The organism is Nocardioides thalensis, from assembly GCF_013410655.1.
In the GTDB taxonomy this organism is placed as follows: Bacteria; Actinomycetota; Actinomycetes; order Propionibacteriales; family Nocardioidaceae; genus Nocardioides; species Nocardioides thalensis.
The window spans coordinates 378,057-400,729 of sequence record NZ_JACCFP010000001.1 but is presented as its reverse complement, the minus strand read 5'-3'; the positions used below and the strand labels follow the sequence as shown (position 1 = coordinate 400,729).

Genomic DNA, 22,673 nt, shown 5'->3' with positions numbered 1-22,673 from the left:
CGGTCGCCGACCGCTTCAGATCGACCGTTTCGGTTACCGTCCCTTGTGCGTGTGGTCACGCGCGGGACAGAAGGGTGCGGCATGGGGACGGACGGCGAGCGGCTGCCGACGATCGTGATCGTCGACGACGCCGTCGAGGTGCGCACCCTGGTCCGCACCCGGCTGCGGCTCTCCCGCCGCCTCGCCGTGGTCGGCGAGGGCTCCTCGGGACAGGAGGCGATCGACCTCGCGCGTCACCTTCGACCGGACCTGATGCTGCTCGACGTGTCGATGCCCGGGATGGACGGCCTCGAGGCCCTCCCCGAGGTCCGCGAGCAGTCGCCGGACACCCGGGTGGTCATGTACAGCGGCTTCGACGAGCAGGGCCTCGCCGAGCGCACCCTCGAGCTCGGCGCCACCGCGTTCTTCGAGAAGGCCAGCTCCCTCGAGGGCCTCGTCGACGACCTCCTCGGGCTGCTCGACGGAGAGGCCGCGGTTCGCCGTACCCCCAGCGCGTCCCGCCCGACCGCCGCGGCCGTCGAGCCGGTGCTGCGCGAGCACCTCGAGCGGTTCCGCGAGGTCTTCGAGGACGCGGCGATCGGCATGGCGACGATGACGCTGTCGGGCCGCCTGGTCCGCGCCAACGCCAGCCTCGGCCAGCTGACCGGCCGCAACGTCGGTGACCTGATCGCGACGTCGTACGCCGAGCTCGCCGGACCGGACGGCCACCTCTTCGACGACGCGCTCCAGTCGATCGTGCGGGGCGACCGTGACGTCGTGCAGTTCGAGCACCGCGTCGTCGGCGGGGCGCCCGGATCGCGGAGACGACTGGTGTCGACCCTCTCGTCCGTGCGCGACGCCGCGCGACGACCGCTCTACCTGTTCCTCCAGGTGCAGGACGTCAGCGCGCAGCGCCAGGCCGAGGAGGAGCTCCGGCTCAGCGAGCAGCGGTTCCGGCTGCTCGTCGAGACCGTCCAGGACTACGCGATCTTCATGCTCGACACCGAGGGTCGCATCGCCAGCTGGAACGCCGGCGCCCAGCGGATCAAGGGCTGGACCGCCGACGAGATCGTCGGCCAGCACTTCCGCCGGTTCTACCCGCCGGAGGTGCAGGCCGCGCGGCACCCCGAGCACGAGCTCGAGCTGGCCGTCCGCGACGGCCGCTACGAGGAGGAGGGCTGGCGGGTCCGCAAGGACGGCACGATGTTCTGGGCGCAGGTGACGATCACCGCCGTCCGTGACGGCGACGGCGAGCTGGTCGGATTCGCCAAGGTGACCCGCGACAACACCGAGCGACGCCGGATGGAGGAGGAGCAGTCCCACTTCCTCGCGGTGACCGCCCACGAGCTGCGCGCCCCCGTGGGCGTCCTCGCGGGATCCGCGAGCCTCCTCGACCAGAACTGGTCCGAGCTGCCGGACCTCGAGCGCGGCGAGCTGCTGCGGGCGATGGCGAGCAGTGCCGGACGCCTCCAGCGCCTGCTCAACGACCTGCTCACCGCCTCCCGCATCCGCAGCAGCGCCCTCGAGCTCGACGCCGAGCCGTTCGACCTCGCGACGAGCATCGAGCGGATCGTCCGCAGTGCCCACCGGTTCGACGACGCCGGCGACATCGTGGTCGACGTCGCCGCCGGCCTGACCGCGCTCGGCGACGCCGACCGCTTCGCGCAGATGGTCGAGAACCTCCTCGGCAACGCGCTCCGGCACGGCGCGCCGCCCGTCACGATCTCGGCCGAGCCGAGCGACGACCATGTCGATGTCGCGGTCACCGACGCGGGCAACGGGGTGCCCGACAACATGCGCTCGCGCCTCTTCGAGCGGTTCGCCACCAGCAGCGACGGCGGCACGGGCCTGGGCCTCTACATCGTGCGCGCGCTCGCCCGCGCGCAAGGCGGCGACGCCACCTACCGCGGTGACGACGGCGCGTTCGTGGTCACGCTGCCGCTCGCCGAGCCGGCCCCCACCCCGGCGGTGGTCCGATGACGACGCCGGCACGGGTGCTCCTCGTCGACGACGTGCCCGAGGTCCGCACCCTGCTCCGCGCCGCGCTCTCGCTGCGCGACGACCTCGAGGTCGTCGGCGAGGCGTCGCGAGGCGTCGCGGGCGTGACGATGGTCAAGGAGCTCGAGCCCGACATCGTCGTGCTCGACCTGGGCCTCCCCGACCTGGCCGGTCGCGACGTGCTGACCCAGATCCTCGAGCAACGGCCCACCACGGAGGTCGTGATCTTCTCGGGCGTCGACCCCGAGGACCGCACCTGGTACGAGGAGCGGGCCGCGGGCTACGTGCTCAAGGACGCCGACGTCGCCTACCTGGTCGACCTGCTCGGTTCGCTCGCGTCGTCGTCGGAGCCCACGGAGACCGTCACGGTGGCCTCGATGTCGCTGCCCGACGACCTCGAGGGGGTGCGCGACGCGCGGCGGTTCGCCGTACGGACGCTGGAGTCGTGGGGCGTCGACGAGGTGGTCGACGAGGCGTCCGTGGTGGTCACCGAGCTCGCCTCCAACTCCGTCCTCCACGCCGGCTCCGGCTACGAGCTGCGGCTCACGCTGGGCGCGCACGCCGTACGCATCGAGGTCACCGACCACGGTCCCGGCACGCCGGAGCCGCAGGCGTTCAGCGAGGGCGGTGAGAGCGGGCGCGGCCTGCTGATGGTCGCCGCCCTGTCCGTCTCGTGGGGCGTCGAGGGCGGGGCCGACGGCAAGACCGTGTGGGCGGAGCTGGCCCGCAGCAACGGCAACGGCCTGACCGCCGCGGGCTGACCCGAGCCGATTTCCCGCCCGGGTGTCACACATCCCGGTCGGGCGGTGTCACGTGGTCGAGCACCTTCAGGAGGCCCGACCGATGAGCATCGACCTGTCCAAGGTCGCTGAGCGCAACAGCGCGCCCGCGACCGTCGCCCGCACGCACCGCGCCGGCAAGGTGGCGACCTGGGCCGACGACCGGCTCGGCCTCGCCAAGCTCCCCCGGCTGATGTCGATCCGGAAGGTCTTCCCCGACCACTGGTCGTTCATGCTGGGCGAGATCGCGCTGTGGAGCTTCGTGACGCTGCTCGTCACCGGGATCTTCCTGACTCTCTGGTACGACCCGAGCATGGCGGAGGTCCAGTACAACGGGTCCTACGACCCGCTCCGCGGCGTGCACATGTCAGCGGCGTACGCGTCGACCGTCGAGATGTCGTTCGACGTGCGGGGCGGCCTCCTGATCAGGCAGACCCACCACTGGGCCGCGCACATCTTCATCGCCGCCATGATGATCCACCTGCTGCGGCACGCCCTGACCGGCAGCTTCCGGAAGCCACGGGAGGTCAACTGGGTCATCGGCGCGCTGCTGCTCCTCCTCGGCACCATCGAGGGCTTCCTCGGCTACTCGCTGCCCGACGACCTGCTGTCGGGCACCGGCCTCCGCGCGTTCGACGGCTTCCTGAAGGCGGTCCCGGTCGTCGGCAGCTATCTGTCGTTCTTCACGTTCGGCGGGGAGTTCCCGGGTGACCAGGTGATCCCGCGGTTCTACGTCTTCCACATCCTGCTGGTGCCGGGCCTGCTGCTCGCGCTGGTCACGCTCCACCTGATCCTGGTCGTCTACCACAAGCACACCCAGTGGCCCGGTCCCGGCAAGACCGAGCAGAACGTGGTCGGCCCGCCTTTCTGGCCCGTCTACGTCGCCAAGGCCACCGGCTTCTTCCTCGTGGTCGCCGGCACGCTCACCGTGATGGGCGGACTGCTCGCCATCAACAACGTGTGGAAGTTCGGCCCCTACGACCCCTCGAAGGTGACGGCGGGCTCGCAGCCCGACTGGTACATGGGCTGGCCCGACGGCCTGCTGCGCATCATCCCGCCGCTGGAGACCCACCTCTGGGGCGCGACGATCTCGTGGAACGTGATCATCCCGATCCTCGTCGCGCCGCCGACGCTGCTCCTCGTGGTGGCGGCCCTTCCGTTCATCGAGTCCTGGGTGACGGGCGACAAGCGCGAGCACCACCTGCTCCAGCGGCCGCGCGAGGCACCCACCCGCACCGCGTTCATGGCCGCGCTGGTGACGTTCTACGGCGTCGCGTGGGCCGCGGGCGGCAACGACATCATCGCGACCCAGTTCGACCTCTCGATCAACCAGATCACCTACGCGTTCCGGGTGCTGATCTTCCTCGGCCCGGTGCTGGCGTTCGTCGTGGCGAAGCGCTGGTGTGTCTCGTTGCAGCGTGCCGACGTCGACCGGCTGCTGCACGGCCGCGAGACCGGTGTCGTCGTACGGTCCGCCGAGGGCGGCTACACCGAGAAGCACCTGCCCCTCGACGAGGCGCGGGCCTACACGCTGACCGCGCTCGAGCGCCCGGCGCCGCTGCCGGAGGTCGAGGAGCACGACACCGAGGGCGTGCCTCGGCGCCGGGTACGGGCGGAGCGGCTCCGCAGGCGCCTCTCCGTCGCGATGTTCGGTGACAACGTGGAGCGGCCCACCCGCGACGTGCTCGACGAGGCCCGCCACCACGCCGAGGAGGAGCTGGTCGAGGTCGAGCACCAGATCGCCGCCGGCCCGAACCGCCACGGCCCGGAGTAGGACGCGGAGAGGTCATGGCGATGGAGAGTCGCGCCGGCCGGCGCCCGGCGCACCGGGAGCAGGTGGCCGTCCACCAGCTCGGCTACGTGGAGCGCCGGGGCCCGCGCCGGTGGTGGCAGCGCCGCAACGTGGAGCGCCTGCCGATGCTGCAGCTGGTGGTCGAGCCGGGCGGCTCGATCGACTTCGCGGACCCCGAGACCGGCTTCCCCGGACTGGGTCACCCGCCCGCGGCCGACCGGGTCCTCGAGGTGTGGTCGGACGAGCTGATCACGGTGTCGCACGGCGACGCGTGGTCGTACGTCGTGGACGCCGTCCGCCCGTTCGACCGCGCGTGGCTCGACCGGATCTCCTCCGACGATCGCGGCCTGGCGGCTGTCCTGGCGACCTTCGCCGGCCCGGCTCCGGCCGGCAGCTTCCGGCTCGCCGACGTCGACGCCCACACCTACGCCACCCTCGCCCACGTGCGCGACCGCCGTCACGGACGACGTCGCGTGACCTAGCGCGCGACGTCAACGCGATCTCAACAGGCTCCGGACAAGGTCATGGCCACGCCATCGACCTCGAAGGAGCCAGGCAATGAACCGCACCACCTACTCGGGTGACGCCGTCGCCGACGTCGTGCTCCGCCCGGAGAGCACCAGCGACCCGATCAAGCAGAAGCACCGCGCCGTCTGGGCGTCCGGCGACTACGCCGCCGTGGCCCGCGAGGTGATCCCGGCGCTCGGGCGGGTCCTCGTCGACGCCTGCGACGTGCGGGCCGGCGAGCAGGTCCTCGACGTGGCAGCCGGCAGCGGCAACGCGGCGATCCCTGCTGCGCTGCGCGGAGCCGACGTCGTCGCCAGCGACCTGACCCCGGAGCTGCTCGACGTGGGCCGGGCCGAGGCCTCGCGCCGGGGGCTGGAGCTCTCCTGGGAGCAGGGCGACTGCGAGGACCTGCCCTACGACGACGCGTCGTTCGACGTCGTCATGTCGTCGGTCGGCGTCATGTTCGCCCCGCACCACCAGGCCGCGGCGGACGAGCTCGTGCGGGTCGCCCGGCCCGGCGGACGGATCGCGCTCGCGAGCTGGACGCCTGAGGGCTTCGTCGGCCGGATGTTCGCGACGATGCGGCCGTTCGTCCCGGCACCGCCCCCGGGTGCGCAGCCGCCGCCGCTGTGGGGCGATCCCGAGCACGTCACCGCGCTCCTCGGCGACCGCGTCACCGACCTCGCCTGGCAGCGCCGGGAGCTGCCCGTGGACCGGTTCGCCGGCGCCGACGAGTTCGTCGCGTTCTTCAAACGCCACTACGGCCCCACGGTGATGGCCTTCCGCGGCCTCGCCGACCGGCCCGAGCAGGCCGCCGCCCTGGAGCGTGCCCTCCTCGACCTCGCCCGCGGCCACCACCGCGGCCGGCCCACGCCGGGCTGGGAGTACCTGCTGCTCACCGCCCGGCGTGCCTGACGCCACCACGAGCCCACCACCCATCCATCACCACCCATCACCCATCACCAGAAGGAAGTCATCATGCGCACCACCACCCTCCGAGCGATCCTCCCCCTCGCTCTCCTCGCGGCCCTGCCGATCAGCGCCGCCACGGCCGCTGCCCCGGCCGGCTCGACCGTGACCATCACGGCGGAAGGCACCGACCTCTCGGGCACCGTCTCCAGCTCGGCCTCCTGCAAGGACGACCGCAAGGTCGTCGTCTTCAAGCAGCGCGGCACCAAGGGCGGCGGTGACGACCGCAGGATCGCCACCGACGACACCGAGGTGAGCGGCGGCGTCGGCCGGTGGAGCACCGGCAACACCGGGATGACCGGCCGGTTCTACGCCAAGGTCACCAAGACGGCCGACTGCTCCGCGGACGTCAGCCCCACCATCCGGGTCACGACGTCCCGCCTGCGGGACGTCCGGTCCTGACCGGGCCGAGGCGGGCCGCGGGCACTCGCCCCGGCCCGCCTCCTCCGTTTTCCGAACCGCCGATCCGGCGCCGGATTCCGGACTACCTTGCCGGCATGGGCGAGACCTCCGTGCGCCCGCGCTTCGGCATCCTCGGGCCGCTGAGAGTGTCGGCACCCGACGGCACCGCGCTGCCCCTCGGCGGGCGCCGGCCGCGCGAGCTGCTCGCGATCCTCCTGCTGCACCCCCACCAGGTCCTCTCCCGCGAGCGGCTCGTCGACGCGCTCTGGGGCGAGTCCGCGACCGACGGCGCGGTGATCACGCTGCGCACCCACATCGGCGCCGTACGACGAGTGCTCGCCGCGGCGGGCGAGCCGGATGCCCTGGTGTCCCGAGCGGGCGGCTACACCCTCACGGTCGCACGGGATGACGTCGACACCGAGGTGTTCGAGCGACTCCTCGAGCGGGGCCAGGAGGCCCTCGGGCTCGGCGACCACGAGCGCGCCGCGCACCTGCTCGGCACCGCCCTGTCGCTCTGGGACGGCGAGCCGCTGTCCGACCTCGGACCGCCCGACTTCGCGGCGACCGCGATCGCCCGCCTCGACGAGCTGCGCCTCGTCGCCGAGGAGGCCGACCTCGCCGCGGCGCTCGCCCTCGGTCGGCACCACGACTCGATCGGACGTCTCCAGTCGCTGGTGGCCCGGCACCCGTTCCGCGAGCGGTTCGTCGCGCAGCTGATGGTCGCGCTGTACCGGACGGGGCGCCAGGCCGACGCCCTGGCGGCGTACGCGAGCACCAAGGAGCTGCTCGGCGAGGAGCTCGGGCTCGACCCCGGCGCGGAGCTGCAGTCGCTCGAGACCGCCATCCTGCGCCAGGACCCGCTGGTGCTCGGCACGGTCAGCGAGCCGGCCGCCCTCGCCAGCACCACGACGCGGGCGCGTCGACCCCAGCCGGCGGACGCCGTACTGGCGGCGCTGCGGCGCTCCCCGCTCGTCGGCCGCGCGGCCGAGCTCGCGAGCCTCGAGGAGGCCTGGCGGGGCGTCGCCGACGGAGGCGCGGCTGTCGCCCTGGTGTCGGGACCGGCCGGCGTCGGCAAGAGCCGGCTGATCGCCGAGCTCGCCCACCGCGCCGCCGAGGACGGCGCGACCGTGAAGGTGGCGCGCTGCGACGACGCGTCCCTCCCCTACCAGCCGATCGCCGCGGCGCTGCGCTCAGGGGACGAGGTCGCCGACGTGCTCGGCAGGGCGCCCGAGCCGGTGCGCCGACGGCTCTCCCCGCTGCTCCCCGACGGCGCCGGGCCACCGCCCGACAGCGAGGACCCCGGCAGGCACGCGGCGTTCCTCGGCGCCGTGGCGTGGATGCTGGCCGAGCTCGCCTCCGACGCCCCGGTGCTGATCGTGGTCGAGGACGCCGAGCGCATCGACCCCGCCACGGCTGCCCTGCTGCGCCACCTGAGCCGCTCGCTGCCGGCGCGGTCGATGGTCGTCATCGCCTACCGCGACCCGCCGGGCAGCCGCCACGCGCCGCTCCTCGAGCTGGTCGGCGACGCCGCGGCCGGTGGGCTCGCCGACCGGCTGGTCCTCCGCCCGCTGGAGGTCGACGACCTCGCCGACCTGGTCGCGCAGGTCACCGGCGCCGTACCCCCTCCGGCGTTCGTGGACCGCCTCTGGAACCGCACCGGTGGCAACCCGTTCTTCGCGACCGAGGTGCTGCGCGACCTTGCTCCGTCCGACATGGCGGGCATCGACGACACGGCCGGATCGGTGCCCGCCGGCGTGCGTGACGTGCTCCGGCACCGGCTCGCCGGCCTGGCGAGGAGCACACGTGACGCCGTCGCCGCCGCGGCGGTCCTCGGCCCCGACGTGGAGCTGCTCCGGCTCGCGCGCGTGCTCGACCAGCCCGAGGAGCGACTCGTCGAGCTGCTCGAGCCGGCGATCGCCCGCGGCTTCCTCGTGGAGTCGGGCCTCTCCTGGGCGGGTGGCTACGCGTTCCCCCACGCCCTGATGCGCGAGGCGGTGTACGCCGAGACGCCGCCGCCCCGCCGCGAGCAGCTGCACCGCCGCGTGGCGGACGTGCTCCTGGCCGCCCCGGCTCCGCTTCCCGAGGACGTCATGGCGGCGGCCGTCCACCTGCGTCGGGCGGGCGGTGCCGCCGATCCGCTGGAGGTCGGCCGAGCGAGCCTGGCTGCGGCAGAGACCGCGTCGCGGGCCCTCGCGTGGACCGAGGCCGTGGAGCACGCCGAAGGAGCGCTGCCGTTCCTCGACCGCGGCGCGCCACCGGCCGAGCAGGCCGACGCGCGGGTCCGGGTGGCGCTTCTGCGGCTGCGCGCCGGGCTGGACCACGCCCGCGCCGTCGAGCTCCTCGAGGACGCCCTGCGTCGCCAGCTCGAGCTCGGCGACCACGTCGCCGCCGGCACGACACACAGCCGCATCGGCGGCGCGTTGTGCATGCACCACTCGGTGACGGACATCCCCCGGGCACTGGAGCACTTCGACGCCGCGGAGCGGGTCCGCCCCGACATCGCGGAGCGCTTCCACCTCCATCGGGGCCGGATGCAGGCGGCGATGTGGGGCGTCCGGATCGACGTGCTCGGTGAGGCGGCGCGCCGGGCGGGCGAGCTGGCCCGGCACGGCGGTCGCGCCGACCTCCAGGCGTACGCCGCCTGGGGCGCGGGCTACCACGCGGCCAACCTCGGCGATGCGGCGCTCGCCTTCGACCACTTCGCGGCGTCGTGGCAGGCGGCCTACTCGCTGGGCGACGCCTACGTGGGCTGGCTGCCCGCCAACGCCGCGGCGCACATCGCGACGGAGCTGTTCCTCGACCCGGCCACCGGCCGCGCGTGGTGCCGCAAGGGGCTGGCCCAGCCGCGGTTCGCCGCGTTCGCCTACCCGCACGAGGCCGTCGCCGACCAGCTGGCCCGGGCGATGGCCCTGATGGGCGAGCTCGACGACGCCCGCCGCACGGCCCAATCTCTGTCCGCAGAGGCCCTCGCCCACCGGGTCCTGCTCTACTACGACGGGGAGTGGGAGCGATCGGCGGCCGACGCCGCCGACGACCTCGCGAGCAACCGGGCGAGCGGCAACCGGCACGAGGAGCTGTTCCACGCGAAGCGGCTCGCCGACTCCCTCGCCGAGCTGGGTGAGCGCGACCGCGCCCTGGCCGTGCTCACCGAGGTGCTCGAGGTGGCGGTCTCCGGTCCGCAGGTCCCGAGCGAGGTCTGGGTGCGCGCACGACGCGCGCAGCTCGGCGCGGAGGTCGACCTGGCGGACGCGCGCGCCGACCTCGACCGCTGCGAGCACCTCCTCCCCCGCGACGGGTGGGCGGGTCTCGGCGGCGAGGTTGCGCTCGCGCGGGCCACGGTCGCCGGGACCGGGGGTGACACGATGGCGGCGGAGACGGCGTACGCCGAGGCGGTCGCCGTGTTCGCGCAGCACCAGCTGCCGTGGCGGCAGGCCGAGGCGGAGCTCGCGTGGGCGGCCCTGCTCGATGGCGCCGGGAGGCCCCGGGACGCGGCCCACCGGCGCGATCGTGCGCGCGCCGTCTACACCGCCATCGGCGCGCCCGAACGCTGGCTGGACCGCTGCGCGCCCACCCGTCGGCGACCCTCAACACGATCTCAACGCCCGGTCGAGACGGTGGACCCGTGACCGAGATCGAGACGTACGACGCCATCGTGGTCGGTGCCCGCTGCGCCGGGGCGACCGTGGCGACCCTGCTCGCGCGCGGCGGCTGGCGGGTGGCCCTGGTCGACCGCGACCGGTTCCCGAGCGACGCCATCTCCACGCACACCGTGTTTCCCGACGCCCTCGCCGAGCTCGAGCGGCTCGGGGCGATGGACCTGCTCCGCGCGCGGCACGACCTCGCGCCGGCGCGCTACAGCTGGCGGGTCCTCGGCCAGGCGGTGGCGGGGGCGTTCACCCCGTCCGGCGGGCACGACCGGTGCCTCAGCGTCCGGCGGATCAGCCTCGACGCGGTGCTGGTCGACCTGGCGCACGAGGCGGGCGCCGACCTGCACCTCGGGCAGCGCGTGACCGAGGTCCTCGGCGCCGGCACCGCCGACGACCCGGCGCGGGGCGTCGTGCTCGACGACGGCCGGGTGCTCGGCGCCCGCTGGGTGCTCGCCGCCGACGGGCAGCGATCGACGGTCGCGCGGCGCCTCGGGCTCCCGGCCGAGCAGGAGATGCGCGGGGAGATGGCGTTCCTCCTCGCGTACTGGACCGGGCTGCCCCGCTCCGAGTGGTGCCACCTCGACGTCCATGCCGACCGGGCGCTGATGTCGGTGCCCTGCGAGGACGGCGTGCACCTGCTCTCCGTCGCCGGTCGCGCCGACCTGACCCGGGGAACGCCGGAGGAGCTGGAGGAGCGCTACCACGCGCTGCTCGGGTCGTTCCCCGGCGTGCTGAACCCGCGCCTGCTGGCCGGCGCCGATCGGATCAGCAAGGTCGTGGCGGCGCCGGAGACGATGATGCGCGGCTACTTCCGGCCGGCGGCGGGGCCCGGCTGGGCGACCCTCGGCGACGCCGGCCACCTGAAGCACCCAGCGACCGCGCAGGGCATCGGCGACGCGCTCGCGCAGGCCCGCTACGTCGCGGAGCACCTGCTCGCCGGCGGCGACCTCGGTGGCTACGCCGACTGGCGCGCCGCGCGTGCGGCCGAGCACTACGAGTGGTCGTTCATGGCCGCTCGCTTCCCGGGTCCCGCGGCTGAGGGGCTGTACGCCGGCATCGCCGCGGACCCCGACGCGGCGCAGGGGTTCCTCGACTCCTTCACCAAGCGCACCCGGCCGTCCGACGTGCTGACCGCCGAGCGGACGGCGCGGTGGCGCATGGCCAGCGCCTACGAGGACGGCCTGCGGCGGGTCGTCGCGCTCGTCGAGGGCGTGGAGCGCGAGGTTGCCGAGCGGACCGTGCCCGCGTGCCCGGACTGGTCGGTCCGCGACCTGGTGGCCCACCTGGCCGGTGTCGCCGAGGACTCGACGCGGGGCGGCTTCTTCCCGGCCGCGGACCGGGCCTGGGCCGACGCCGACGCGGCGGTCGCCCGCGAGCGCTGGACCGCCGGCCACACCGAGCGGCGGAGGCGACGTACGACCGAGGAGGTGCTGTCCGACCTCGCGCACCACGGCCGTGCGTACGTCGCCGCGGTACGCCGCGGGGACGGACCTGCGCTCGCCGGACCGCCGTGGATGCTGAGCGCGCCGCTCGCCGACCTGTCCGCGCACCTCGAGGACCTGCGCGAGGCGCTCGGCGTGCCACCGGAGCCGGACGCCGAGATCACGCGGACCGGCTTCGGGGTCTACCGCGCCTGGCTGGACCAGCGACTCGTCGCGACCGGCGCCCCGGCGCTGGGCCTGTCGGACGGCGACCGCACCTGGGTGCTCGGCGGCACCGAGCCCGCCGCGACCCTGACCGCGACTCGCGCCGAGCTGTTCCGGATCATCACCGGTCGTCGCAGCGAGGCAGCGATCCGCGCGGCCGACTGGGACGGCGACCCCGGTCCCTACCTCGGCGTGCTGTCGCCGTACCCGCTGCCGGCCTGAGGGCACGCGGCACCCCGGACGTTCTCGTGTCGGGAACGACGAAGCCCGGCCCCCTCGGGGCCGGGCTTCGGACCGGAGACCTGGGGTCAGGGCCGCGAGCGGTGCTTCCCGTCCGCCCACATCGACCGCTCGAGGGGCGTGACCGTCAGCCGCTCGAGGTGCGCGGTGCCCCCCTCGGCCCACAGTCCGATGTCGTCGGCGCCGACCTCCGGGAACACCTGGTCGGTGATCGTGGTCCGGCCGTCGGCGGTGAAGACCTCCACGGAGGCGCGGTCGACGTACACGCGGATGGTCAGCACCCCGTTCTCCAAGGCCACGGGCGCACGCTCCACCGACGGGAACGCCGGGTGGAAGTCGGTGTCGCCCGAGTCGGTGCGGTCGACGAGCAGCTCACCACGGCGCGCGTCGTATCCGATGCGCGTCGCCGACTCCGACCCGCCGAGCACGCTCAGGCCAGCCGCGTCCGCGGACCCGAGCCGGATCCGGGCGTCCACCTGCACGACGTCGCCGGTGACCGGCAGGGTCGTCGTGCCCGTGATGGTGCGCTTCTTCGCCGACCACCGGTCGCGCGGCGAGCGCAACGGGGCGATCTCGTCGACCACCTGCTGGGCCAGGCGCGGACCCTGCGGCGTCGAGACCAGCTCGACCTCGCGCGGCAGCGCCATCGAGCTCCGCCAGGTGCTGGTGGGGATGTCGTTGGCGTAGTCCCAGTTGTTCATCCAGCCGAGCATCACCCGCCGGCCGTCCGGGACGCCCGAGAAGGACACGGCTGCGTAGTAGTCCCGGCCCCAGTCGAGCCAGTCATAGCTGGTGAGGCCCTTGCGGGCCGGGGCGTCGGCGGCCATGAACTGGTCCGCGAGCAGGTGCCCCCAACCCGAGCGGTTGTTGTCGACCAGCCGGATGGTCGCGCTCTCGCCGACGAGGTCGCGCACGTCCCAGCTCTCCCAGTCGAGGCTCTCGCTGTTGCTCCCGGTGGCGGTCCGGACCACCTCGCCATCGACGACGAGGTTCACGCTCGTCTCGTCGCTGCGCACCCGGGCGGGCTCGTCGCCGACGACCACGTGGTCGAGCGTGAGGTGGCCCCAGCCGCCCGTCGCACGGTCCACCAGGCGCAGCCGCGCGGTGCGGCCGGCGTAGTCAGTGACGTCCCAGGTCTTCCAGTTCAGGGCACCCGACTCCGGGCCCGTGGTGGACCGGACGACCTCGCCGTCGACCAGCAGCTCGGCCTGCAGCGACCCGTCGGTACGGCGGCCGCCGCCCAGGAGGAAGCTGACGTGGTCGCCGTCGAGCGGAAACGCCGGCGAGGTCAGCGTGCCCTGGTTGTCGTCGCCGCGGGGGCCGCCCTCCCAGGTGTTGAGCCGCTTCTCGCCGAGGTAGTACTCGCCGCCCGCGGTCGACGGGTTGCGCTCGGGCGCGAAGTCACCGGTCAGCTCCCACCCGTGGTCGGCGACGCCGCCGGCGGCGTACTCGAAGCCCTCGAAGAGGAGGGTGCCCGCGGGTGGTGCGTTGTCCAGGCGCGCGCCGGGCACGTGCGGGTGCCGCCCGCCCCCGACGAGGAAGTTGAGGAAGTCGCGCTCGATGGTGAACGGCTCGGACTCCATCGTCCCGACCGGCCAGTCACCGCCGTGGAACCCGTTCACCAGACCGGCGCCGGCGTGACCCGACACGACGTTCTGCCCGGGCAGGGTGCCCGCCGCCGGCCCGCTCCCCCACGGTCCCTGCTGAGCGTTGCCGGGCTCGTTGGCGACGGTCCAGCCGCCGAAGGTGCCGTCGTCGAAGGACCCGAGGTCCACGCCCGCGGGCGGCTCGGCCCGGCCCACGGTCGACTCCGAGGTGAACGTCGTGCCGTCGAACTCACCGACGAAGTACTGCCCGCCGCTGCCGCCGGCGACGGCTCCGGGGTTGAGGTTGACGACGAGGACCCACTTCTCGTTGTCCGGGTCGCCGTCGACGGGGAGCGGGAAGAGGTCCGGGCACTCCCAGATCCCACCGGTCGCGTTGGCATTGCCGAACTCGCTCAGGTAGGTCCAGTCGACGAGGTTCTCGCTCTTGTAGAGGACCACCTTGTGGTCGACGGCCTCGACCGCGACCATCACCCAGTACGACCCGGCCGGTCCGTCGTAGCGGAACACCTTGGGGTCGCGGAAGTTGGCGGAACCCCTGTCCAGGACGGGGTTCCCGGAGTACTTCGTCCAGGTCTGTCCGTTGTCGAGGCTGTAGGCCAGGGACTGCGCCTGGCGACCGGCGAGCGTCGGGTGGTGCGAGGTGTAGGCGCTCGTGTAGAGCGCGACGAGCGGCGGGTTCGCCGCGGTGCCGAGGCCCGAGGAGTTCGTCTCGTCCGACACCACGGACCCGGAGAAGATGTCCTCCACGGGGTTGCCCGCGTCGTCGAAGGTCTGCGGGATCGCCAGCGGCTGCTGCTCCCAGTGGAAGAGGTCGGGCGACGTCGCGTGACCCCAGCTCATGTTGCCCCAGCGCGTGCCGGACGGGTTGTGCTGGAAGAACAGGTGCCAGGTCCCCTCGTGGAAGACCATCCCGTTGGGGTCGTTCATCCAGTTCTTCTCCGGCGAGAAGTGGACGTGCGGTCGGTACCGCTCGGTCGCGGGGTCCGGCTCCCGGGCCGGAGCGGCGGGCGCCAGCGCGGTGACCAGCAGGCCGCTGGCGGCGAGGGCGGTGAGGGCAGCACGAAGCAGACGCATCATCGGTTCCTTCGGATCGGCGACGGAGCGGAGGAGGTGTCGGAGGAGGTGCGGAGGAGGTGCGGAGGAGGTGCGGAGGAGGTGCGGAGGAGGTGCGGAGAAGGTGCGGGGGTCAGGCGGGCAGGTCGCTGTGCGCGAGCTCGGTCCCGACGGGGTCGAGCTCGTGGTGGGTCGGCGGGTTGGCGCCTGCGCGGGACACGGTGATCGCCGCCGCGGCGTTGGCGCGCGAGAGCACGGCGTACCACTGCGCGCGCGAGGCGCCCGACAGCCGGTCGGCGCCCGCCTCGCCGAGACCGCCGGTGCGGAGCAGGCCGTCGAGCAGGGCGGCCAGGAACGAGTCGCCAGCGCCGATCGTGTCGACGACGGTGACGCCAAACCCGGGCACGCTGATCTCGTCCGACCGCGTGTAGCAGGTGGCGCCGGCCGCACCCCGGGTCACGACGACCGCCGTCGGGCCGAGGGCGAGGAGCCGCTGGGCGGCCTCGTCGGTCGGGGTGCCGGGGTAGACCACGGCGAGGTCCTCGTCGGACGCCTTCACCAGGTCGCTGAGCGCGCAGACCTCGTCCACCGCGGTGGCGAGGTCGGGCCCGCTCCCGGTGAGCGCCGGACGTGCGTTGATGTCGTAGCTGACGGTCGCCGTCTCCCGGTGGGAGGCGAGCACCCGCCGGACGGCCGACCGGCCCGGCTCGACGACGGCAGCGACCGAGCCGGCGTGCACGTGCACCCGGTCGGCCGCGGCGGGTGGCTCGGCGAGGTCGGTCCGCAGGTCGAAGTCGTACGACGCCGCGCCGTGCGCGTCGAGCCGCGCGACCGCGGTGGACGTGCGGGGCAGGATCGCGGCGTCGCCCACGACCCGCACGCCCGACCGCTGCAGGTGCCGGAGCAGGAGGTCGCCCCGAGTGTCCGGGCCCACTGCCGTCACCAGGTCGACGGGCACGCCGAGCCGGGTCAGCGCGACGGCGACGTTGGCCGGGCTGCCGCCCGGGTGCTCGACCGTCGTCCCGTCCTCGCGCGGGACCACGTCGACGACCGATTCGCCGACGACGAGCACCCGCCCATCAGTCATCGCGGGCCCCGGCCTGCCGGGCCTCCAGCTCGTCGATCGTGGTCGCACCGGTCATCACCGCGACGCCTTCCGACATCGTGTGCACCTTGGGGTCCAGCACGCCGGCGCCGCGGCCCAGCCGCTGCACGTGGATGCGGTCGGCCACCTGCCACACGTGCGGCATGTTGTGGCTGATCAGGATCACGGCCAGGCCTGCGTCGCGGAGCTTCTCGATCGTGCCGAGCACCTGGCCCGACTCCTTGACGCCCAGCGCCGCGGTCGGCTCGTCGAGGACGACGCCCTTGCTGCCGAACGCTGCCGCGCGCGCGACCGCGACGGCCTGCCGCTGGCCGCCCGACAGGGTCTCGACCGCCTGGCCCATGTTCTGGATCGTCTGGATGCCCAGGTCCTGCACGGCGTTCTCCGCCTGCTCGCGCATGGCCTTCTTGTCGAGCATGCGGAGGACGCGCCCCAGCGGCCCGCGGCGCCGTACCTCGCGGGCGAGGAAGAGATTGGTGGCGATGTCGAGGGCGGGGATCACGGCGAGCGACTGGTAGACGGTCTCGATGCCCGCCTCGCGGGCGTCCTGGGGCTTGCGGAAGCTCACCGGCACGCCCTCGAGGAGCAGCTCGCCCTCGTCGGGAACGAGCGCCCCGGTGAGGCACTGGATCAGGGTCGACTTGCCGGCGCCGTTGTCGCCGATGACGGCGAGCACCTCTCCCTGGCGCAGCTCGAGGTCGACCCCGGCAAGGCCGACGACGTTGCCGAAGGTCTTGACCAGGCCACGGGCCTCGAGGACCGGCGTGGTGGCGGACGGGTCGGGGACGTGGGGCATCGTGGCGGACTCCGGTTCGCGGCTGAGGGTGGTCATGCGCGTGCCTTCCTGATCCACTGGTCGGCGGAGACGGCGAGGATCACCAGCGCCCCGACGGCCAGGAGCCGGTAGTGGTCGTCGACCCCTGCCAGCGCCAGGCCGAGGGTGAACGACTGGACGATGAGCGCGCCGAGGAGCGACCCGATCAGGGCGCCCCGGCCGCCGAAGAGGCTGGTCCCGCCGATGACGACGGCGGTGATGCTCGCGAGGTTGGCGTCGGTCAGCGCGTTGGGGCTGGCGGCGCCCGCCCGGCCGATCAGCACCCACGCGGCGATCGCGTAAATGAGGCCGGCGGCGAGGTAGACGCTGAGCAGGACCCGGCGCGCGCTGACCCCCGAGAGACGCGCGGCCTCGGGGTCGTCGCCGACGGCGTACACGTGCTGGCCCCAGGCCGTCTGCGACAGCGCGAAGCCGACGACGCCGTACATCGCCAGGACCAGGACCACTCCGACCGTGATCCGGAACTCGCCGACCGCGAAGGACTCGCCGGTCCAGCTGAGCAGGCCGGGCAGCGCGTTGGCCTGGATGCTGGTGCCGCCGGTGTAGATCAGGGTGATCGCGGTGAAGACGCTGAGCGTGCCGAGGGTGACGATGAACGGCGGCAGGCTGAGCCGGGTCACCAGGGCGCCGTTGACGAGACCGGCGCCGAGCCCGACGCCGAGCCCGAGCAGCAGGGCCATCGGCCCGGACAGCCCGTTCTCGGCGGCCGCCTTGGCCGTCACCATCATCGCGAGGATCGTGATCGCGCCGACCGACAGGTCGATGCCGGCGGTCAGGATGATCAGGGTCTGCCCGATCGCGAGCGCCGCCACGACTGCGGTCTGCTGGATCAGCAGAGACTGTGCGCCCGGTTCGGCGAAGCGCGGGTTGACGAGCGAGAAGACGACGTACGCCGCCACGAGCACGACCGCCGGGCTGAGCCAGGGCCGGGCGTGCAGCTGGGACTGGAGCCGCTGGGCGAGGGTCTTCCTGCCCTGCAGGACGCTCGCAGCGGTCAGGGTCTGGGTGGTCACGATGTGTTCCTTCCGGTCGGGGACGGCCGTCCTGGCTGGCGGACGGCCGTCCCCACGGCGCTGGAGCGTCAGCCCCAGCAGATCTCGGCGGCCTCGTCGGTGTCGATGCTCTCGACGCCGTCGGCCGGCTGGTCGGTCACCAGCGCGACGCCGGTGTTGTAGAAGTCGAGGCCGTCCGACGTCTCGGGCGCGTCACCGCCGCGCGCGAGGTCGGCGATCGCGGCGACGCCCTGGGACGCCATCTCGAGCGGGTACTGCTGCGAGGTGGCGCCGATGACGCCGTCCTTGACGGACTGGACGCCCGCGCAGCCGCCGTCGACGGACACGATGAGGGCGTCGTCGATGCCCGCGGCCTCGAGCGCCTCGTGCGCGCCGACCGCCGCGGGCTCGTTGATCGTGTAGACGACGTTGATCTCGTCGCTCTGCGTCAGGCAGCTCTCCATCGCGCTCCGGCCGCCGTCGGAGTTGCCGCCGGTCGGTTCGTTGCAAACGATCTCGTAGTCGCCGCCGGAGTAGCTGCCCGAGGGAGCCTCGTCGCCGTTGACCTGCGGGTCGGCGGTGTCGATGCCCATGCCGGTCAGGAAGCCTTGGTCGCGGTCGTAGTCGACGCTGACAACCTTGTCGTTGAACAGGTCGAGGAGCGCGATCGTCGCTGGCTCGCCGCCCAGCTGGGCGGCGGTCCACTGGCCGATCAGCTCGCCCGCCAGGAAGTTGTCGGTCGCGAAGGTGATGTCGACGATGTCGGCGGGGTCCGGGGGCGTGTCGAGGGCGATCACGTAGAGGCCGGCGTCGCGCGCGGACTCGATGGCCGAGTTGACGCCGGGACCGTTGGGCGTGATCAGGATGCCGTCGTCGCCACGGGCGACCGCCTCCTCGATCGCCTCGATCTGCCCGGCCTCGTCGCCGTCCTCGGCGCCGGCGGCGACCGTGAGGTCGACGTCCTCACCCTCCGCGGCCTCCTTCGCGCCCTCCTGCATCGCGACGAAGAACGGGTTGATCGAGTCCTTGGTGATGAGGGTGACGCCGACGGTCTCGCCGTCACCCTCGGCCGACCCGCCGCAGGCGGCGAGCGTGGTGGAGAGCGCGACGACCGCGCCGGCGGCGACGACCCGGGAGAGTCCTGCGCGGGGCTTGTGCTGCATGTGCCTGACCTTTCGAGGTGATGTCACGTCCTGATGACAACGATGTCACCGTATGAGAGCATGTGATGGCGATCACGGTCAAGGCCCTGGTAGGAAAGGGCTCACCATCCGGGCGGGCCACGGCCCCCGGGCAGAGGGAGGGAGAGCGGTGTCGACCAACAGCAAGCCGCGCGCCACGATGCGCGACGTCGCGGCGCTGGCCGGCGTCAGCCTGAAGACGGTCTCGCGGGTGGTCAACGACGAGTCGCCGGTGTCCGAGGCCGTCCGCACCCGCGTGCACAAGGCCATCGACCAGCTCGACTACCGCCACAACCTCGCGGCGAGCAACCTGCGGCGCCGCGTCGGCCGGGCCCGCGTGCTCGGCGTGCTCCTCCAGGACGTCGGCAACAGCTTCTCCGCCGGGCTGCTCCGCGGACTGGAGGACGCCTGCCACGAGCGGCAGGTCGCTCTGCTCGCCGCCAGCCTCGACGAGGAGGCCGCGCGCGAGCGCCTGCTCGTCTCCGACCTCGTCTCACGGCGCGTCGACGGCCTGGTGATCATGCCCGCCACCGACCGGCAGGACTACCTGCTCCCCGAGCTGCGCGCCGGCCTGCCGACCGTCTTCGTCGACCGGCACCCCGTGGGCGTCGACGCCGACTCGGTCACCGTCGACAACGTGCGGGGCGGCTACGACGCCGCGCGCCACCTGCTCGCCCAGGGCCACCGCCGCATCGCCGTGGTCAGCGACCTGCTGGCGATCGAGACCGCCCGGCTCCGGATCGAGGGGGTGGAGCAGGCGCTGCGCGAGGCCGGCGTGGAGCCCGGTCCCGGCCTCGTCCGCCCCGACGTCCGCTCCGCCGACGACGCCCAGGCCGTGGTCACCGAGCTCCTCGGCCGCCCGGAGCCGCCTACCGCGGTGATCACGCTCCGCAACATCCTGAGCGTCGGCGCCCTGCGGGCGCTCCGCGACGCGGGCGCGGCCGACCGGGTCGCTCTCGTCGGGTTCGACGACTTCCCCACCGCCGACCTGATGGACCTGACCGTGATCCGGCAGGACGTGGCGGCCATCGGCGCCCGGGCGGCCGAGCTCGTCCTCGCGCGGCTCGACGGCGACGAGACGCCGGCGCGCCACGTGACGGTCCCGCACCGGCTGATCCAGCGCGGCACGGGCGAGGTCGCCGTCGTCCCGGCCTGATGTCCCGCGACCGCCGACGCACACCGAGAATGGACGGGTGACCGAGATGCGACCCATCGAGACGTGGCTGACCGACATGGACGGCGTGCTCGTCCACGAGGAGGAGCCCATCGCGGGAGCGCAGGAGTTCATCGCCGCGCTCCGCGAGGCGGACGTCCCCTTCCTCGTCCTCACCAACAACTCGATCTACACGCCCCGCGACCTCCGCGTGCGCCTCCTCCGCAGCGGCATCGAGGTGCCGGAGGAGTCGATCTGGACCTCGGCGCTGGCGACCGCCCAGTTCCTCTCCGACCAGCGACCGGGCGGATCGGCGTACGTCGTCGGGGAGGCCGGCCTGACCACCGCGCTCCACGACGTGGGCTACGTGATGACCGAGCGCGACCCCGACTACGTGGTGCTCGGCGAGACCCGCACCTACTCCTTCGAGTCGATCACCCGGGCGATCCGCCTGATCAACGACGGCGCGCGCTTCCTCGCGACCAACCCGGACCCGAGCGGCCCGAGCCCCCAGGGCATGTTGCCCGCGACCGGGTCGGTGGCCGCCCTGATCAGCACCGCCACCGGCCAGACGCCGTACTTCATCGGCAAGCCGAACCCGCTGATGATGCGCAGCGCCCTCAACCGGCTGGAGGCGCACTCGGAGACCACGGTCATGGTGGGCGACCGCATGGACACCGACATCATCAGCGGGCTCGAGGCCGGCATGCGGACCGTCCTCGTCTCGACCGGCTCGACCCGCCCCGACCAGGTCGGCCGGTTCCCCTACCGGCCGACGATGGTCGTCGACTCGATCGCCGACCTGGTGCCGATGGCGAAGGGCGACGACGAGGCCCTCACCGGGCGGTGACCTGGCGCCGCAGCAGCGGGACGAGCGCCGCCAGGATCGCGAGGCCACCCAGGACGGTCGGCACGAGGAACGCGCGGCGGTAGTCGTCGGCGTCCTGGCTGCCGTGGCCGGCGAGCACGATGCTGACCACGGCGAGGCCGACCGCACCCCCGAACTGGAACGCCGTGTAGAGCACACCGCTGGCCAGGCCCTGCTCCGACTCGTCGACTCCCTCCGCGGCGGCCAGTGTCACCGGTCCGTACGCGAGGGTGAACGCGATGCCGACCAGCACCAGGCTGGGCAGCAGGTCGACGTACCCCCAGCCGGAGTCGAGGCGGAGCAGCAGTGCGTACGCCGCCGTCGCGGCGGCGAGCCCGGCGACGAGCACGGCGCCGTTGCCGAACCGCTGCACCAGCCGCGGCGTGAGCACCGGAGCCAGGATCAGGTCGATGCCCATGATCGCGAACGTGAGGCCGGTCTCGAGCGGCGACCATCCCTTGAGGTCCTGCAGGTACAGGGTGCCCACCAGCTGGAAGCCGAAGAACGAGCCCATGAAGAGGAGGCCGACGGTGCTGGCCGACAGGACCAGTCCCTCGCGCAGGATGCCCAGCCTCACCAACGGGTACGGCGTCCGCCGCTCGTGCAGGACGAAGGCGGCCAGCAACAGCGCGGCCACGACGGCGACGACTACTCCCCGCGTCGTCTCGCGGTCCTCGCCGAGGCTGACGATGCCGTAGACGATCGCGACCATCGCGCCGGTCACCGTGAGCGCGCCGACGACGTCGAACCTGGCGGGCGCGGCCGTGCGGGCCTCGTCGGCGCGGATCAGCGCCCGACCCAGGACCAGGAGCACCGCGCCGAGCACGACGGGCGCGAAGAACACCCAGCGCCAGCTGGCCGTCGTGAGAAGGCCGCCGGCCACCATGCCGAGCGAGAAGCCGGCAGCGCCGGTCGCGCCGTAGATGACCACGGCCCGGTCGCGCAGCGGCCCCTCGGGGAAGCTCGTCGTGATGATGCTGAGCCCGGCGGGCGTCATGAACCCGGCCGCGACACCCGTGACGAACCGGGCCACGACCACCATCCAGCTCTCCGTGGCGAACCCGCCGAGGCCGGAGAAGGCGATGAAGACGACGAGCGCCGTCAGGAAGACCCGGCGCCGGCCGAGGAGGTCGGCGGAGCGGCCGCCGAGGAGCATGAAGCCGCCGTACCCGAGCACGTAGGCGCTGATCACCCAGTGCGCCGAGCCGGTCGACAGCCCGACGTCGGCCGCGATCGCCGGCACCGCCACGTTGAGCATCGCGATGTCGATGCCTTCGAGGAACAGCGCGCCGCAGAGGACGAGGAGCAGCCCCCACTCGCGGGGCGTCATCTTCGGGGGCCTCGACGGCGTGGCGACGCCGTCATCGAGGGAGGTGGTGGTCACGGACTCTCCTGGGTAGTTACTGAACGTGTGTTGGTTACCTCTTGTAACTACCTAGATGGTGAGCGAGGATGAGGCCGTGGCGGAAGTAGGCACTTCGAAGTCACCCGGTTCCCTCGAGGTCACCGGGCACGACCCCGACTGCTGGGACGCGTTCCAGTGGGACGCTCGCGAGGACTGCGAGGTCCGGCAGATCCTCGACCGGATCGCCGACAAGTGGTCGCTTCTCGTGATCTCACTGCTCGAGCGCCGCACGATGCGCTTCAACGAGCTGCGCCGCGAGATAGACGGCATCAGCCAGCGGATGCTGACGGTGACCCTGCGCCACCTCGAGCGCGACGGACTCGTATGCCGCACCGTGCACCCCGAGGTGCCGCCGCGGGTGGAGTACTGCCTGTCCCCGCTGGGCCACACCCTGCTGGGCACGATCCAGTCCCTCGTGCTGTGGACCGAGGAGCACCAGATGGAGATCGTCCGGGCGCGCCAGGAGTTCGACGCGGCGCAGGCGGGCGAGGACGTGACCGCCCTCTAGGCTCGCG

At 73.3% G+C, this 22,673-nt stretch carries 17 protein-coding genes; 11 read left to right on the top strand and 6 right to left on the bottom strand.

The features are described from left to right. The first annotated feature begins 81 nt into the window (after positions 1–81). The 8 genes from HNR19_RS01915 to HNR19_RS01880 all read left to right on the top strand — a co-directional run bounded on the left by HNR19_RS01915 (position 82) and on the right by HNR19_RS01880 (position 11,941). Positions 82–1,959: a PAS domain S-box protein gene (locus HNR19_RS01915; RefSeq protein ID WP_179666299.1), complete on the top strand. Its 1,878-nt coding sequence runs from the start codon at positions 82–84 to the stop codon at positions 1,957–1,959. Next, a complete protein-coding gene (locus HNR19_RS01910; RefSeq protein ID WP_179666298.1) occupies positions 1,956–2,738 on the top strand; it encodes a response regulator in 783 nt (260 codons plus the stop codon). The genes HNR19_RS01915 and HNR19_RS01910 overlap by 4 nt, the downstream gene beginning before the upstream one ends. An 82-nt stretch (positions 2,739–2,820) precedes the next feature. After that, positions 2,821–4,530 carry a cytochrome bc1 complex cytochrome b subunit gene (qcrB, locus tag HNR19_RS01905; protein WP_179666297.1) on the top strand — a complete coding sequence of 570 codons (1,710 nt, stop codon included), beginning with the start codon at positions 2,821–2,823 and terminating at the stop codon, positions 4,528–4,530. Between the two features lie 20 nt (positions 4,531–4,550). After that, positions 4,551–5,030 (top strand): hypothetical protein, encoded by a 480-nt coding sequence (locus HNR19_RS01900; RefSeq protein ID WP_179666296.1) that lies wholly within the window; start codon positions 4,551–4,553, stop codon positions 5,028–5,030. A gap of 76 nt (positions 5,031–5,106) precedes the next feature. After that, positions 5,107–5,970, top strand: coding sequence for a class I SAM-dependent methyltransferase (locus HNR19_RS01895; protein ID WP_179666295.1), 864 nt, complete (start codon positions 5,107–5,109; stop codon positions 5,968–5,970). A gap of 63 nt (positions 5,971–6,033) precedes the next feature. Next, a complete protein-coding gene (locus HNR19_RS01890; RefSeq protein WP_179666294.1) occupies positions 6,034–6,426 on the top strand; it encodes a hypothetical protein in 393 nt (130 codons plus the stop codon). A gap of 95 nt (positions 6,427–6,521) precedes the next feature. Continuing rightward, positions 6,522–10,052 carry an ATP-binding protein gene (locus HNR19_RS01885; protein ID WP_179666293.1) on the top strand — a complete coding sequence of 1,177 codons (3,531 nt, stop codon included), beginning with the start codon at positions 6,522–6,524 and terminating at the stop codon, positions 10,050–10,052. Next, complete coding sequence (locus HNR19_RS01880) at positions 10,049–11,941, top strand: FAD-dependent monooxygenase (protein WP_218910119.1); 1,893 nt, start codon at positions 10,049–10,051, stop codon at positions 11,939–11,941. Before HNR19_RS01885 ends, HNR19_RS01880 begins: the two co-directional genes overlap by 4 nt. 86 nt (positions 11,942–12,027) lie before the next feature. Here HNR19_RS01880 and HNR19_RS01875 read toward each other — a convergent pair whose 3' ends face one another. From HNR19_RS01875 to HNR19_RS01855, 5 genes are all read right to left on the bottom strand, one after another. After that, complete coding sequence (locus HNR19_RS01875) at positions 12,028–14,640, bottom strand: glycoside hydrolase family 32 protein (RefSeq protein ID WP_179666292.1); 2,613 nt, start codon at positions 14,638–14,640, stop codon at positions 12,028–12,030. Positions 14,641–14,752: 112 nt separating this feature from the next. Further along, entirely contained in the window at positions 14,753–15,706 is a 954-nt protein-coding gene (locus HNR19_RS01870) for a carbohydrate kinase family protein (RefSeq protein WP_179666291.1), read from the bottom strand. Then, the gene (locus HNR19_RS01865; protein ID WP_179666290.1) at positions 15,699–16,556 is read right to left on the bottom strand and encodes an ATP-binding cassette domain-containing protein; all 858 of its coding nucleotides are present in this window, start codon (positions 16,554–16,556) and stop codon (positions 15,699–15,701) included. The genes HNR19_RS01870 and HNR19_RS01865 overlap by 8 nt, the downstream gene beginning before the upstream one ends. Continuing rightward, positions 16,553–17,572 (bottom strand): ABC transporter permease subunit, encoded by a 1,020-nt coding sequence (locus tag HNR19_RS01860; RefSeq protein ID WP_218910118.1) that lies wholly within the window; start codon positions 17,570–17,572, stop codon positions 16,553–16,555. The genes HNR19_RS01865 and HNR19_RS01860 overlap by 4 nt, the downstream gene beginning before the upstream one ends. Before the next feature lie 68 nt (positions 17,573–17,640). Then, positions 17,641–18,714 carry a substrate-binding domain-containing protein gene (locus HNR19_RS01855; protein ID WP_179666289.1) on the bottom strand — a complete coding sequence of 358 codons (1,074 nt, stop codon included), beginning with the start codon at positions 18,712–18,714 and terminating at the stop codon, positions 17,641–17,643. A gap of 148 nt (positions 18,715–18,862) precedes the next feature. Between HNR19_RS01855 and HNR19_RS01850 the strand changes: the two genes are divergently transcribed. Both HNR19_RS01850 and HNR19_RS01845 read left to right on the top strand, forming a co-directional pair. Then, entirely contained in the window at positions 18,863–19,888 is a 1,026-nt protein-coding gene (locus HNR19_RS01850) for a substrate-binding domain-containing protein (protein WP_218910117.1), read from the top strand. A 46-nt stretch (positions 19,889–19,934) separates the two neighbouring features. Next, complete coding sequence (locus HNR19_RS01845; RefSeq protein ID WP_218910392.1) at positions 19,935–20,735, top strand: HAD-IIA family hydrolase; 801 nt, start codon at positions 19,935–19,937, stop codon at positions 20,733–20,735. Here the strand turns inward: HNR19_RS01845 and HNR19_RS01840 are convergent. Then, a complete protein-coding gene (locus tag HNR19_RS01840; protein WP_343047007.1) occupies positions 20,722–22,137 on the bottom strand; it encodes an MFS transporter in 1,416 nt (471 codons plus the stop codon). The two genes, HNR19_RS01845 and HNR19_RS01840, sit on opposite strands and share 14 nt — an antisense overlap. 76 nt (positions 22,138–22,213) lie before the next feature. On the opposite strand from HNR19_RS01840, the gene HNR19_RS01835 reads away from it, so the two are divergent. Next, a complete protein-coding gene (locus HNR19_RS01835) occupies positions 22,214–22,666 on the top strand; it encodes a winged helix-turn-helix transcriptional regulator (protein WP_343047006.1) in 453 nt (150 codons plus the stop codon). The last annotated feature ends 7 nt before the right edge of the window (positions 22,667–22,673 follow it).

What these genes read in the sequence shown, in the direction of transcription:
- HNR19_RS01895 (WP_179666295.1), top strand. Translation starts at nt 5,107, where the DNA reads ATGAACCGCACCACCTACTCGGGTGACGCCGTCGCCGACGTCGTGCTC.
- HNR19_RS01870 (WP_179666291.1), bottom strand. Translation starts at nt 15,706, where the DNA reads ATGACTGATGGGCGGGTGCTCGTCGTCGGCGAATCGGTCGTCGACGTG.
- HNR19_RS01845 (WP_218910392.1), top strand. Translation starts at nt 19,935, where the DNA reads ATGCGACCCATCGAGACGTGGCTGACCGACATGGACGGCGTGCTCGTC.
- HNR19_RS01890 (WP_179666294.1), top strand. Translation starts at nt 6,034, where the DNA reads ATGCGCACCACCACCCTCCGAGCGATCCTCCCCCTCGCTCTCCTCGCG.
- HNR19_RS01885 (WP_179666293.1), top strand. Translation starts at nt 6,522, where the DNA reads ATGGGCGAGACCTCCGTGCGCCCGCGCTTCGGCATCCTCGGGCCGCTG.
- HNR19_RS01875 (WP_179666292.1), bottom strand. Translation starts at nt 14,640, where the DNA reads ATGCGTCTGCTTCGTGCTGCCCTCACCGCCCTCGCCGCCAGCGGCCTG.
- HNR19_RS01910 (WP_179666298.1), top strand. Translation starts at nt 1,956, where the DNA reads ATGACGACGCCGGCACGGGTGCTCCTCGTCGACGACGTGCCCGAGGTC.
- HNR19_RS01915 (WP_179666299.1), top strand. Translation starts at nt 82, where the DNA reads ATGGGGACGGACGGCGAGCGGCTGCCGACGATCGTGATCGTCGACGAC.
- HNR19_RS01865 (WP_179666290.1), bottom strand. Translation starts at nt 16,556, where the DNA reads ATGACCACCCTCAGCCGCGAACCGGAGTCCGCCACGATGCCCCACGTC.
- HNR19_RS01900 (WP_179666296.1), top strand. Translation starts at nt 4,551, where the DNA reads ATGGAGAGTCGCGCCGGCCGGCGCCCGGCGCACCGGGAGCAGGTGGCC.
- qcrB (WP_179666297.1), top strand. Translation starts at nt 2,821, where the DNA reads ATGAGCATCGACCTGTCCAAGGTCGCTGAGCGCAACAGCGCGCCCGCG.
- HNR19_RS01855 (WP_179666289.1), bottom strand. Translation starts at nt 18,714, where the DNA reads ATGCAGCACAAGCCCCGCGCAGGACTCTCCCGGGTCGTCGCCGCCGGC.